The sequence below is a fragment of the Pseudomonas brassicacearum genome (genome assembly GCF_009601685.2).
GTDB lineage: Bacteria > Pseudomonadota > Gammaproteobacteria > Pseudomonadales > Pseudomonadaceae > Aquipseudomonas > Aquipseudomonas kilonensis_B.
Map to the genome: position 1 here is coordinate 2,611,180 of NZ_CP045701.2, position 13,721 is coordinate 2,624,900.

Sequence of the window (13,721 nt, forward strand, 5' to 3'; positions counted from 1 at the left end):
TGCAGGACACTGTTGTATTAAAAACTGGACCAATAAGTCAGGGGAGTCAACTGCACTTCGTCATGACAATCACCGCAAAGCCACGGTCGGCGTGCCGATTGGCAGTGGCAGGCGCAGTTTGTGGTCTATAGTTTTCTGCAAGTCCGCGGTCCTTCAGTGTCGGCGATCAGGAGCCACGAACGCCTCGCGGCGTTTGCCGGGTCGGATACCCGCAGGCCGTCGGCATTGAACAATGCAGGGAGCACACCATGGCGATCCAGCGGGCGAGTGTACTGACGTCGGCCCAGGATGTCGCTCCTCGTGAAAACGCCCTGTCCGATGCGACGAGTCATCCGTTTTGGCGCCGCTTCGACCCGGTCAAGGAAGCCTACATTCTGTTCCCGCTGCTGGCGGTTTTACTGCTGTCGGTCATCTGGGCGGGCACCCTGTACCTGATCAAGGTCGAGCAGGCCCGCGCGCAGCAGGGCATCGCCGAGGCGAGCCTGGAAATCGGCGCCACCTACGAAGCGCAGATCCTGCGGGCGGTGCGTGAAATCGATCAGACCCTCAAGCTCGTCAAGTACACCTACGAGTCCGGGCGCGAGACCAACCCGCTGCCCCAGCTCAAGGCACGCGCCTTGCTGCCTTCCCCTTATCTGTTTGACGTCAGCGTGGTCGACGCCACTGGCCGGGTCGTCGCCAGCACCCAGCCGAGCGAGGCCGGAAGCCGGATTGCCAAGGATGAGCTGCAAACGGTGGGGCGTGACACTGCACTGTCGATCAGCCGTCCGTGGAAAAGCCCGGCGACGGGGGAGTGGAAGTTGCGTTTCAGCCGGCGGCTCGACGCGGGGGATGGCGCCTTCGCCGGGATCGCCATGGTCAAGGTCGACGCGGCCTATTTCGTCAGCAGTTATGACCCCTCGAAACTCGGCGATCATGGCGTGCTCGGCCTGCTGGGCATCGACGGCATCTTTCGGGCACGGCGCAGCGGGGATGCGATCTCGGCCGGCGACGAGGTCGATTACGCCGCCGTGGTGCCGGACACTGAAAACACTGAAGCGGTACGCTCGATCAATGGATGGGACGGTGTGCGGCGCTACACCAACGCCCGTCAGCTCTACGATTTTCCGCTCGCGGTGGTCGTCGGTTTATCCGAAGAAGAACAGTTGGCCTCGGTGGCCCGGCAAGCGCACACCTACCTCTGGCGTGCGACAGGCGCCAGCCTGTTGCTGATGTTAATGGCGGGGCTGCTCGCCCGAATGAGTTGGCAACTGGTGCAAAGCCGCCTGCGCGCGGCCGAGGCGAAAATTGCCTACGCTGAACGTGTCGAGTACCTGGCCTATCACGACGGCCTTACGGCGTTGCCCAATCGCAGCCTGTTCAGCAAGCAGTTGAGCCAGAGCATCAGCGAGGCAGGCTGTTATCACCGGCAACTGGCGGTGCTGTTCCTTGACCTCGACCGCTTCAAGCAAGTCAACGACACGCTTGGGCACGATGCCGGCGATCAATTGCTCGAGGAGGTCGCGCTGCGACTCAAGGGGTGTCTGCGCACCAGCGATACGGTGGCCCGATTCGGCGGCGATGAATTCGTGATCCTGCTGCCGGAGCTGTCCGATGACAAGGACGTGGCAGCCACCGCCCAGAAAATCCTCGGCGCCATTGCCCGGCCCTTCAACCTCCAGGGCCAGGAGTTCCGGGTGACTGCCAGTGTTGGCATCAGTGTCTTTCCACAGGATGGCCTGGACGAGCAGACACTCAAGAAAAACGCCGATATCGCGATGTACCAGGCCAAGCAATGCGGCAAGAACAACTTCCAGTTCTACTCCGCGAAGCTGAACGCGGACTCACTGGAACGGTTGACGCTGGAGCTGAGCTTGCGCCACGCGCTGGAGCGCCACGAGTTCGAGCTTCACTACCAGGCCAAGCGAGATATCGGCAGTGGCCGAATCACCGGCATGGAAGCGCTCCTGCGCTGGAATCATCCAGACCTGGGTATCGTGGCACCGATGCAGTTCATCCCGGTCGCGGAAGAGAGCGGTTTGATCGTGCCGATCGGCAAGTGGGTACTCAGGACCGCCTGCCAGCAAAACGTGGCTTGGCAGCAACAGGGGTTGCCGCACCTGAGGGTCGCCGTGAACCTCACGGCACGGCAGTTTTCCGATGAGAACCTGCTCACGGACCTGGCGCAGATATTGGCCGAAACCGGTATGGATGCACGTCTGCTGGAACTGGAAATCGCCGAGAGCCTGCTCATGCAGGACGTCAAGAGAGCGTTGAGCGTGTTGACGGGGCTTAAACACCTGAAGGTCCGCATCGCCATCGACGATTTCGGCATTGGTTATTCTTCGCTTTCTGCCCTCGAGCAGTTTCCGCTCGACGTCATCAAGATCGATCGCTCGTGCATCTGCGATACCAGCAGCGTGTCGGAAGACAAAGCCTTGACCGAGGCCATTATCGCCATGGGTCGCACGCTCAGCCTGACCGTGGTGGCCCAAGGCGTGGAAACCAAGGCGCAGGCCGATTTCCTGCGGGACAATGCCTGCGACGAATTCCAGGGCTTCTACTTCAACAAACCGGTTCCCGCCGATCAGTTCAAGGTGTTGCTGCAAGCCCAGGCGGCTGATACGGATCTGGATACCTAAGGCCCGTACTCATTGTGGCGAGGGGATTTATCCCCGCTGGGTCGCGAAGCGGCCCCAACACTGCCGATTCAATTTACTAGGCAAACTGGGATTTCAGATTTTAGGGCTGCTTCGCAGCCCAGCGGGGATAAATCCCCTCGCCACAGATACATCTGCTTTCTCAAGTGAACAGCATGTACTGTACTCATTGTGGGTCGAGCGGCAGCACCCTGACGCTGCCGTCCACCTCCCGAGCATCGATATAGCCAATGGTGCCGGGGTTTCCTGCAACACGCTTCTTGAGCTCCGCGCTGCTTGAAACAGCCTGCGGCGGCTGGCCCCTGCCGGTAAAGATGATTTTCGACCAGTGCGCCTTGAGCTGGGAGGCGGACTTGCCTGTGAACGTTGTGTAGAACTCATCACGGGTCGGTGAATCTTCCGTCAGGTCTATGGGAGTTGCCTGTCCGCCGTCGGGGAAACGACTGGTCTTGCCCAGGAAAATATCTGCCACCTGATTGCGCGCGAGCGTTTTCACCGGGCTGGACGTGGCGACGACTACGACCACCTCGGCCTGGACGGCAGTGCTGGCTGCGCACATGGCGAGCCCCGCTACGGCGAATCCGATGAGCCTCACAAACCACATGGCCCGCTCCATCAGAATACAAAATCGACAGCTAGGCTGATGACGTTGAATGAGCCCCCCGGCTCGAAGTCCGGTTGGGGGTTGATCAACGGGCCGACCGAGTTGCCTTTGAACCGTGTGTGATCGTATTGCAGCTTGGCGTCCATGTTCTTGGTGAAATCCCAGCGCACGCCCAGGGAGAGGGTCTGCTGGCCTTCGTTTGAGCCCAGGACGGAGTTGAGCGCACCGTTGAGCTGCGCGGCAGCACCCGCCAGGTCCGGTGGCAAGGCCGATGTTGACAAGCCCGGGCTGGAGACTTCTGTTTCGGTCTTGGACCGAGCGTAGGTGACATAGGGGGTGAACGCTTCAATGCGGTATCCGCCGCTGATGTACCAGGCGCTGGTCCTGCCTAGCCCGGAACGGCTATCGAGACGCCCCCATTCGCTCATGACGAACCAATCGCCCGGATCATAGCTGGCGCCTACTCCAAAGAATTCGACGGGCGTGTGATCGGAGTCGTAGCGATCGGCGATGGCGATGCCTTCTGCACCAAACTCCCTGAACGTATCGAAGAGTGAGTTGAACTGCTCCAGGGTCAGGTCGGCTTTCATGAAGGTGATGCGCGTGGTCAGGACGCCGAACTCAGTGGTGTTGGTGATCCCCCAGAAATTTCTCGCCAGTGCTTTGCCAGCGCCGTCAGGCAGTCGGCTGTCGGTCTGACCGTAGTGAGCCTGCACGGTATCGGTGATTTCATCGATATGAAACCGGTAGCTGCCATCGATGCCGTCGCTGCTGGAAATCGGCATCAGGCTGTAGACCTCCATGGGCGCCCGCACCCAGGGCAGGGTATAGCCCACTTTTCGAGTGTCGGAGACCAGGAAAGTCGGCAATACGGTACGGCCGATGCGGGCGTTGAAGTCCGGCGTGAACTGGTACTTGATGTTGGCCCACTCGACAAAGGGTCGGTAGCTGTTGTCGTAGCGCTGCTCTGAAATGACCTGCACCACGGCCGACAGCTGCGGGGTGAACGTAGCGGTCAGTTGGGCACCGATCAGGCTGTCGACGTCGGCGCTCCAGTTGCGTGAATGACCTGCGCCGTTGGGTTTGAAGACACTGGAGGTGAAGTCGGCTTTTTTCTCGCTGGAGTGGACGATCCCCACGGTGCCGAAGCTGCTCAACGAGAACATCGCCGTATCGGCTGTGTCGGCGCTGGCCCCGCCGGCATACAGCGTCATGACGGCCAGGGCCAGTGTGTTGGGTCTTGTCACCATAGGGTCAACGTGACCTCGATGCATGGATCGCCATTCGTCTGTTCCTTGTAACGTTGGCTGACACTGCGCGCTAGCACGCACCGAAGCGTAGTCTAGATCGCCAATTTGAGCGTAAAGGTCGCGCCCGTTCCCGGGCCCTCGCTGTGGGCCTCCAGCGAACCGCCCATCTCCATGGCCGCCAGCACGCAGCTGTGCAGCCCAAAGCCATGGCCATCCTTGCGCGTGGTAAAGCCATGGGCAAAGATTCGTGTCAGGTTTTCTGGCGCGATGCCTTCGCCATTGTCGATGACCTTGATCACCAGGGTGTTCTCTTGGGCAAGCTCACTCTGGAGGATGATTTGAGGGATAAGCTCCGGCCGGTCATCCATCGCCCTGCTGGCGTTTTTGATCAGGTTGACCAGGATCAGCAGCACCCGGTGCTTGTCCAGTAGCAGCAGGGGTGTTTCGGCCAGGTTTCGCACCACGGTGATCCGATGCGCCGCGATGATGCCGGTATTCATGCGCAGGGCATCCTCGATCAGGTCCTTTATCTGCACAGTTTCGGCAATGCTGGAGGTGCCCGCATAGGATTGCTGGGCGGCGACGATTTCCTTGATGTGATCGACGCTTTTGCTCAATTGGCCGAGTTCTTCGGTCATGCTCTGTTGCTCGACCGCAAGCGCATCCACCAGTTGGTTCAGGTAGCCGGGCAGCAGCTTGCCTTTCTCGTCGCGGGAGATGAAGTCACCGAGGTCCTCGGCATGCTCGTTCATCATTTGCACCGCCTTGCCAAGCCCCAAGGCCTTGCTGGTGCGTAGCTTGCGGGTGACCAGGTCGGCGGAGATATTCACGCTATTGAGCACATTGCCCACGTTGTGCAGGACATTGGTGGCGATTTCGGCCATGCCGGCCTGGCGGGCGGCCGCGGCCAGTTGAGTCTGGGCTTCGGCGGCGCGCAAACGGCTTTGCGCCAATTGCCAGCTCATCCGGGCGAGCAGGCCCACCAACAACACCAGCACCAGGCTGCCGCCCGCAGCGCGCCAGAGATAGGTCCGCGCTTGCAGGTTCACTGCGGCCAGTTGCTCTTGCTCGGACAACCCGACAATCACCGCCAATGGAAAATCGTAGAGCTGACGGGCGCTGGTGTAGCGCCGCACCCCGTCCCATCCATTGACCGAGAGCACGGCCTCGGTGTTTTCGGCGTCCGGCACCACGGCACTGTAATCGACCGTATCGCCGGCCAGTACCGTTTCCCCGGTGCGCCGTACGCGGAAGATGCCGTCGGTGCCAAGGAGCCCGAGCGCACCCTGGTCGCCGAGTTTCGAGGCATCGTAGCTGCTGACGAAGTAGGCGGCATCGACCTCGACCCTGGCGATCCCGGAAAGCCCGCCGTGCGCCGCGTTGAGTCGCCGGCTGAAGCGCAGGCGCCATTCCCCGGTGACAGGGCTTTTCCACGGGTGGCTGATGGACAGTGAGTCGCTGTGCCGCAGCGATTGCTGTTCATCCGGGTCCGCGATATTTTCCCGGTTGTTGACCCGCGTGCTTGCCACGAGCCTGCCGTCGGGGTTGACCACACTGACGTCAAACACCAGGGCCGGGGGCAACAGGGCCCGCTCCTGGAGTCGGCGCAGGGGGTTGGGCTCACCCTCAGCTTCGTAGGTGTATTTGACCAGCTTGAGGGTTTGATCGATTTCGTGAATGGCGCGCAACATTTGCGCTTCATAAGTGGCGCCCATCTCCAGGCTTGCCGTCGCGGCGCTCTGCTGCGCGCGGGCCTGTTCAACCTTGATCAGGTACAGGGTAGCGGTCCAGATGACCAGCAACAGCAGCGCGGCCAGCAACGGGAACAGAATGTAGGCTTCCTTGGCCTGGTCGAGGCCGAACCGAAACACACCGGGCCCGGTAGTGCCATCGGCCTCTGCATGATGGGCAGTGCCAGGGGCCAACCTCAATGTCTCAGGCCGCTGGATCGGCATGGTGTGCTCCCTGCATAGTTCACTACCGAAGGCTGGTGGGCATCCGACACGGTAACGGCTCGGGGGGTGTTGCTCCTGATGGTCCGAGCTAAATCCTGAATCTGTCAGGAACTATAGACCACAAAACCTGCATGCCGGTATGTGAACAGGGATGTTGTGTTGCGCAGGAGAGGGCTTGTTTTCGCTGGACTCTGTAGGAGCTGGCGAAGCCTGCGATCTCTTGATCTTGATCTTGATCTTGATCTTGATCTTTCGCTTTCGACTCAATTGATCTTGGAAAGATCGCAGCCTCGTTGCACTCGACAGCTCCTACGCTCCTACGCTTCTACGCTCTTACACCGCTTGTTTGACCTTGCGATGCACCCACTGCGCCTCGTCCTGCAATTCAAGGACTTGCCAATGGAAGCGCTCCAGGGAGGCGCTGTGCCCGACACTGATCAGGATCGTGTCCGGCAGCGTTTGCTTGAGCAATTGATAGCAGCGTGCTTCGTTTGCCGCGTCCAGCGCCGAGCTGCTCTCATCGAGAAACAGCACCGCAGGGCGGGCCAGCAGGGCCCTGACGAAAGCACAGCGTTGCTGTTCGCCGACGCTGAGGGTCTGCGCCCAGTCCCGTTCCTGCTCCAGTTGATCGGCCAGGTGTTGCAGGCCGACTTGCTCCATGATCTGGCGCAGCGCCGCATCTTCTTCGCGGCGGGGTGGTTTGGGGTACCAAAGCGCCTCGCGCAGGCTGCCCAGCGGCAGGTAGGGTTTTTGCGACAGTGTCAGGGCGCGCTCACGGTCATAACGACTTGAGCCGCGAGCATGATGCCAAAGCCCGGTAATCGTGCGGATCAGCGTCGATTTGCCGTAGCCGGACGGCGCGCTGATCATCAGGCTGTCGCCGGGCTTGAGGGAAAGGTTGAAGCCTTTGAACAAGGGCCGGCCGTTCGGCAGCCAGATGTCCAGGTCCTTGATGTCGAGGCCGCTGGCCTGTTGTTCGTGCCTGACCTGGGACGTGACCTCGACGTTATCCAGGCGCGCCTGGAAACCGATCAGTCGGTCGATCACCGACTTCCATTCCGACAGCTCCGGGAACACGCTCACCAGGTAGGCGATGGCCGCGTGCACTTCGCCGAAGGCCGCGCTTATCTGGGTCAGGCGGCCGAGGGGAAAGGCGCCGGCAAAGAATTGTGGCGCCATGATGAACATCGGGATGACCGTTGCACTGCGCAAGTAGAAGGTCGAGTAGCCCATGATCAGCTTCTGTTTCTTCACCAGCGCCCAGAAGTTCTCCAGCGCCGCCTCCAGGCGATGGTTGAAGCGTTCGTTTTCCACGACCTCGCCCCGGTATTGCGCCACCGAGTCAGCGTTCTCCCGCAGGCGGATGAGCGAGAAACGAAAATCCGCTTCACGGCGTTGTTGCATGAAATTGAGGCTGGGCAGCGCGCGGCCCAGCCAGAAAGCGAGGCCGGTGCCCAGCAGCGCGTACACCAGGGCGACCCACACCAGCAACCCCGGAATGACCACCGACTGATCGTTGAACGGCACGCTGACAAGGCTGGAGGCCTGCCAGAGGATATGCAGGAAGGAAAACAGCGACACCACCGACGTCAACAGGCCCAGGCTCAACTTGAGTGACTTGACGATAAACAGGTCGATGTCTTCGGCGATCCGCTGATCGGGGTTGTCGACGTCGGTCTCGGTCAGCTTCAGCTTCTGGTAGCGCTGGCTGCCCAGCCATTGATCGAGCATGTTGCGAGTCGCCCAGCGCCGCCAGCGGATGGTCAGCTTCTGCTGGAAGTGGAACGCGCCTACGGTAAAGGCGGCCATGCCTATCTGCAGCAGGATGAACTGCAGGCTGCCCACCAGGAAGCCGTGGTAGTCCAGGGCCTGCAAGGCGTTATAGAAATGCAGGTTCCAGAAGTTGGTGAGGATATTGACGCCAACCAGGCACAGGGTCATCAGCACGGTGGCCAACAGCAGCAACAGGGCCGGGTACTTTTCCTCGGAGGCCCAGAAAGGCCGCGCGAGACGCCAGAAATTGCGAAGTGTGTGCATGTGGTCTTGGTGAGCCTGGTCGCTAACGACGTTGAGTTTGCAGGGGAGGGAGGATAGGATCAGCCAATGCTAATCGTTTGCATTAATTAGGGAAAGCCACGGGAGCCCCGTTATCGAATTTCCAGAATGGCTTAACCAGGCCTGGCCGCCGATACAGCGGGTTATTCGGCAGGCACCTGGCGATCAGCCTGCCATCGCGTTGAGCCAGCTTGCCGACCCTGCCGTACTGCAACCCTTGCTGAGCCGGTTTGCCCTGCGTTACCCGGGGGTGAACCGCGCCGCCGTGGTATCGCAGTGGTCGATGAACTACATGAGTATTGTCCTGCCGGCCACCCTGGCCTGCGTGCTGACGCGTCACTGTGCCATCGAGTTCTGGGGCGGGGACGCGCTGCTGCACGACGACGGTCAACCTGCGGCGCTGGACCTGGCCACGGGGCTGTCGGCCTTGGGCGCGGAGGATCGTGCTGCGTACTGGTCGCGATTGATCCACGAGCACCTGGCGCCGCTGTTCAGCACCTTGGCCGCCGCCGGTGGCCTGGCTCCGAAGATATTGTGGGGCAACTTCGTTGCCATCTGGGACGGCGCGTTCGTCAGGATGGACCCCGACCTGTCCAGGGACGGCTTCGCCGAGGCGCACCAATGGCTGGAGCAGGTCACGGTGAACAACGGACGCTTGAAGCTGCGGGGCCTGCAACGCATGGTCGAATCACCGGCGCCGCAGATTTGCCCGTGCTTGCCCCTGCGTCGGCATTGCTGCCTGCATTACCAGCTGCACGAGCCGGTCGAAGGCCAACCGCCCGTGCTCTGCGAATCCTGCCCCAAGCTGCACCGCCTGCCGGTGGCTGAGCAGGTGAGCTACCTGCATTACATCTATGCAGAGGGGTGAGACTCTGTAGGAGCTGGCGAAGCCTGCGATCTCTCGATCTTGATCTTTCGCTTCAGACTTAATCGGCAGGGGAAAGATCGCAGCCTCGCTGCCTTTCCGAGATCAGGTATCCCACCATGCGTTTCGCGGCGTGTTTGCCTGCGATAAAAGGCGTGAATAGCCCACACCACCCCTATGAATAGAAACCCTGTCCCAAGCGCTTCCATAGAAGAGGGCCAACGATGGTTGATGAGCAAGCCCATCGTAGTTGCATAAATGGTTTCGCTGGCGATCAATTGCCCGCTTAGAGCCAGGGGTAGGCGCCGAGTGGCGACTGACCATGCCCAGGCACCTGCGAGGGTGGCGCCTAACCCCTGAATTAACCCACAGATTATTAGCGCCTGAGTACCTGCTAACCCGCTCGGATGGCTAGCGAAGTGGGACAGTTTGAAGTACAGCCCAACAGGAACGAAGGCGAGCATTTCGACGCTGCACATGAAAATCAGCATGGCTGACCACAACATGGGAGATAGGCTTGGGCGCTGAGCCAAAGCACTTTCATTTAACAACCCAAAACCAGTCCAAAATCCAATGGCCATTAATGATGCGAGCAGACCCAGCAGTATCGAATCGGTCGGGAGCCCCACCGTTGCGCTGCTAAAATCAAACACGCTCAGGTTGACCAAACTTATGCCCAATGCCGCCACCAGCAGTGGCCCGGCAATGGCGCGCCATGGCACGCTGGAGCTTCGCATGTTCCCGGCAATCGCGAGCACGATCGGTACTGACCCCATCATCACCGGAGGGATCACCGGCCCAGCTGCCAAGACGGCGGTGGTAATCAGAAAGAAGTAACCGATGTATCCCAAGAAGCCCAGCAGTGCGGCACAGACCCAGTCGCTCAGTCGCAATTGCCGCACTTCGCTACGGTAAACAAACAGCACCAGCAGGCTACCTAAACCGGCAAAGGCATAGCTCACCACAGCCAGATCAAAAAGGCTGTAATCGCCGACCAACCCCGGAAAGATGTAGAGCAGCGACCAGGAAAAAGTGGCGGCAATGGCCGCTAATAGGCCTAGGGTCATACGCTCTGCTCTTGCTGGCCCTGCTTGCGGATCCAGCATTGAGCTACATGCCGGGCAGTGTTGAATACCCGCACGTCCTGGCCCATGGCGCCGCTGACAAAACTGCCTTCCAGCAAGATAAACAACCCATCAGCAACTACGTCAGGGTCGCTTATGCCGGCGCTCATGGCCAACGCAGTAAGATTTTCGCGTATCCCTTGCTTATGCCTGCTCACTGCCAAATGCACAGGGTGGCTAAAGTGCGGGAATTCAGCTGCACTGTTGACGAACAGGCACCCGCGCCCGCTATCTTGCAAAAGAAAGCGTTGATACAAATCAAAAAACGCCAGCATGCCACTGACCGGGTCGGGATGCCCTGCCAAGGTGCGCGCTACCTCTTCACGCCAGCGTCGGTCACGCTCCTCAAGACAAGCCACTATCAGCGCATCCTTGGAAGGGAAATGGCTGTAGAGCGTCATCTTGGTAACACCCGCCATCGCGGCGATGGCCATCACACCAGTGATGTATATACCTTGTGAAAGAAACAGCTTCAGCGCTGAGTCAATCAAGCGCTCACGGGTATTGTCCAATTTAAGGCACTCCGGCATCGGGACGGAGTTGACTATACTGACCGGTAAGATTGAGGTGCATCCAAATACGACTTGAATCATGGCCGTTACGACATAGACCGCAGCATGCCAATGCAGCAGTAAATCGTAGGATTTGGCCAATCAGGAAGTTGCTACGCCAGCTAAGCGCCCCCTGAACCCGCAAGGTTGAACGCACGCCCATTCATGCGTCAGCCGCTCGGTAACGCCATTCGCTCGTTGCGTTGGCAATCGCGTGAGAACATTCTTCAGGTAGGCATATGGATCATGTCCGTTAAGTCGCGCCGACTGGACCAAAAGCATGATCGCAGCCGTCGTTTTTCGCTGCGTAGCGATCCGGAAAACAACCGATTCGAACGCCCAAGGGCCCACGGCCGGATCTGGTTCTCGACCTGGTTGTTGTCTATAGGCACACAGGCAGGGGAAAGATCGCAGCCTCGTTGCACTCGACAGCTCACACAGCTCCTACAGTTCATACCGTCGGCCTCTGTAGGAGCTGGCGAAGCCTGCGATCTTTTGATCTTGATCTTTTGCTCAAGACTCAATTGGCAGTGGAAAGATCGCAGCCTCGTTGCACTCGACAGCTACACAGCTCAGCTCATACCGTCGGCCTCTGTAGGAGCTGGCGAAGCCTGCGATCTTTTGATCTTGATCTTTTGCTCAAGACTCAATTGGCAGTGGAAAGATCGCAGCCTCGTTGCACTCGACAGCTCCTACACAGCTCCTACACAGCTCCTACAGTTCATACCGTCGGCCTCTGTAGGAGCTGGCGAAGCCTGCGATCTTTTGATCTTGATCTTTCGCTCAAGACTCAATTGGCAGGGGAAAGATCGCAGCCTCGTTGCACTCGACAGCTCCTACACAGCTCCTACACAGCTCTTACAGCTCATACCGTCGGCCTCTGTAGGAGCTGGCGAAGCCTGCGATCTTTTGATCTTGATCTTTCGCTCAAGACTCAATTGGCAGTGGAAAGATCGCAGCCTCGTTGCACTCGACAGCTCCTACACAGCTCCTGCGGGGTAGCGGGAGCAATCTCTGGCGATAGGTTTCCTCAAGACTGCATTTCGGCCACGGGCATTGCATCAGCCTGCGGGGCGACTTCGCTGAGCTTGCCATGTTCAATGCGGATCAGCCGGTCGGCCAGGCCGAAGTAGGCGTCGTCATGGGAGATGACAATCAGCAGTTTGCCGCGCTCGCGCAGGTCCGGCAGGATCCGGGTATAGAAAAAGTGCTTGAACACCGGGTCCTGATCGGCGGCCCATTCGTCGAACAGGTAGCAAGGGCGATCATCCAGGTATGCGCTGAGCAGCGCCAGGCGCTTGCGTTGCCCGGTGGACAGCGCCAGCGTTGTCAGTTTGCCTTCCTCGATTTGCACCTTGTGGTCCAGTTGCAGGTGCACCAGGTAGTCCTGCGCCTGTTTCACCAGATGCGGATCGTCGCCATCGAACAGGTTCTCGAACAGGCAGAAGTCGGTGAAGATCGCCGAGAAGTGCTGCCGGTAATGGTGGTTGTCATTGCTCGAAGACACCTGCTCGTCGAGCATGATGTCGCCGCTTTCCGGCCGGTACAGCCCGGTCAACAACAAGGCCAGGGTGGTCTTGCCGCTGCCGTTGCCGCCGGTGATGAACACCACTTCGCCGGCATTGAGAGTGAGGTCGATGGGGCCCAGGGTGAAATGACCGTCCTCGCGCTCGCGGTAGTAAGTGTGGGTGACCTGGCGACACACCAGGCTGCGCACCTGGGTCGGCGAGATCGTGTCGACGGTCTCGTCGGCGGTTTGCATCTGGCCTTCCAGGGCGCGGATCTTGTTCAGGGCCACGCTGGCCCGGCCGAGGGTCGGCAAGGCGTGCATCAGTTCCGACAGCGGCGTGATCATGTAGAGGATCGCCAGGATATAGCCGGTAACCAGGCTCACGCTCAGGTCGATGAAATGCGGCGCGGCGAACAGCACCACGCCGATCAGCAGGTAGAACACCGCATTGCCCCAGTTCAGGACCAGGGCATAGATGCTCATGCCCCGTACAAAATCGCGACGATATTGCTGGCTCACCGGTATCAGCAGGCGAGTGAAGAAGTGTTGCCGGCGCGGATGGTTGAGTTGCAGTTCCTTGCTGCCATCGGTGAGCAGGCGGTATTGATTGAACAACTGGTCCTTGAGCTCGCGAGCACGGGAGATCGACGTCAGTGCCCGGCGTTGCGGCCAGTGAAAGCTCAGGCTGCCCAGGGCGATCAGCAGCAGCGTCAGGCCCAGCAGCGGCAGGCTGAGCCAGCCCAGGTAGCCCAGGCAGGCGACGATGATCCCGACGTTGACCAACAGGATCGGCACCAACTCCACCGCCTGGCTGATGGTTTGCGTATCGTCGGTGAGCATTGCCAGCAGGCGATGTTTGCCCAGACGCTGCAATTGCGCGTAGGGCGTGTCGATCAGCTTGGCGCTCAGGTGCAGGCGCATGTCGTTGACCGCGGCCTGGCCCAGGCGCAGCAGGCTGATGTCGGAGATGATCCGCGACACCGCGACCAACACCACCAGGCCGGCGAAGAGCAGGCCATCCACCGGGCGCAGCTTATCGAACACCTCCAGGCTGTGGTTGATGTTGGCGATCAGGCCGGCCGCTGCGAGGCCGCAGGTCAGCCCCGTCAGGGTCGCCACCAGCAGTGCGCGCCATGAGCGTTTAGCCATGAGTAACAACAGATCCATT

9 protein-coding genes and 1 pseudogene are annotated in these 13,721 nt (G+C 59.9%); 2 read left to right on the forward strand and 8 right to left on the reverse strand.

Features of this window, described 5'->3' with window-relative positions; translation table 11 throughout:
* Nucleotides 1–248: 248 nt before the first annotated feature.
* A complete protein-coding gene (locus tag GFU70_RS11495; protein WP_153388055.1) occupies nt 249–2,621 on the forward strand; it encodes an EAL domain-containing protein in 2,373 nt (790 codons plus the stop codon).
* Nucleotides 2,622–2,805: 184 nt separating this feature from the next.
* Here the strand turns inward: GFU70_RS11495 and GFU70_RS11500 are convergent, their stop codons facing one another.
* From GFU70_RS11500 to GFU70_RS11515, 4 genes are all read right to left on the reverse strand, one after another.
* A complete protein-coding gene (locus tag GFU70_RS11500) occupies nt 2,806–3,243 on the reverse strand; it encodes a substrate-binding domain-containing protein (protein ID WP_058542432.1) in 438 nt (145 codons plus the stop codon).
* An 11-nt stretch (nt 3,244–3,254) separates the two neighbouring features.
* A complete protein-coding gene (locus GFU70_RS11505) occupies nt 3,255–4,493 on the reverse strand; it encodes a porin (RefSeq protein ID WP_153388056.1) in 1,239 nt (412 codons plus the stop codon).
* 92 nt (nt 4,494–4,585) lie between these two features.
* Nucleotides 4,586–6,448 carry an ATP-binding protein gene (locus tag GFU70_RS11510; RefSeq protein ID WP_153388057.1) on the reverse strand — a complete coding sequence of 621 codons (1,863 nt, stop codon included), beginning with the start codon at nt 6,446–6,448 and terminating at the stop codon, nt 4,586–4,588.
* A gap of 333 nt (nt 6,449–6,781) precedes the next feature.
* A complete protein-coding gene (locus tag GFU70_RS11515) occupies nt 6,782–8,485 on the reverse strand; it encodes an ABC transporter ATP-binding protein/permease (protein WP_058542435.1) in 1,704 nt (567 codons plus the stop codon).
* A 199-nt stretch (nt 8,486–8,684) separates the two neighbouring features.
* Between GFU70_RS11515 and fhuF the strand changes: the two genes are divergently transcribed.
* Complete coding sequence (gene fhuF, locus GFU70_RS11520; RefSeq protein ID WP_153388058.1) at nt 8,685–9,371, forward strand: siderophore-iron reductase FhuF; 687 nt, start codon at nt 8,685–8,687, stop codon at nt 9,369–9,371.
* Here fhuF and GFU70_RS11525 read toward each other — a convergent pair.
* From GFU70_RS11525 to GFU70_RS11540, 4 genes and pseudogenes are all read right to left on the reverse strand, one after another.
* Complete coding sequence (locus GFU70_RS11525) at nt 9,356–10,435, reverse strand: DMT family transporter (protein WP_226921107.1); 1,080 nt, start codon at nt 10,433–10,435, stop codon at nt 9,356–9,358. The genes fhuF and GFU70_RS11525 overlap by 16 nt on opposite strands.
* Entirely contained in the window at nt 10,432–11,004 is a 573-nt protein-coding gene (locus tag GFU70_RS11530; protein WP_058542436.1) for a TetR/AcrR family transcriptional regulator, read from the reverse strand. The genes GFU70_RS11525 and GFU70_RS11530 overlap by 4 nt, the downstream gene beginning before the upstream one ends.
* Nucleotides 11,005–11,145: 141 nt before the next feature.
* A pseudogene (locus tag GFU70_RS11535) lies at nt 11,146–11,450 on the reverse strand (transposase domain-containing protein); the annotation flags it as partial.
* Between the two features lie 623 nt (nt 11,451–12,073).
* Nucleotides 12,074–13,720 carry a cyclic peptide export ABC transporter gene (locus GFU70_RS11540; protein ID WP_153388059.1) on the reverse strand — a complete coding sequence of 549 codons (1,647 nt, stop codon included), beginning with the start codon at nt 13,718–13,720 and terminating at the stop codon, nt 12,074–12,076.
* Nucleotide 13,721: the final 1 nt, after the last annotated feature.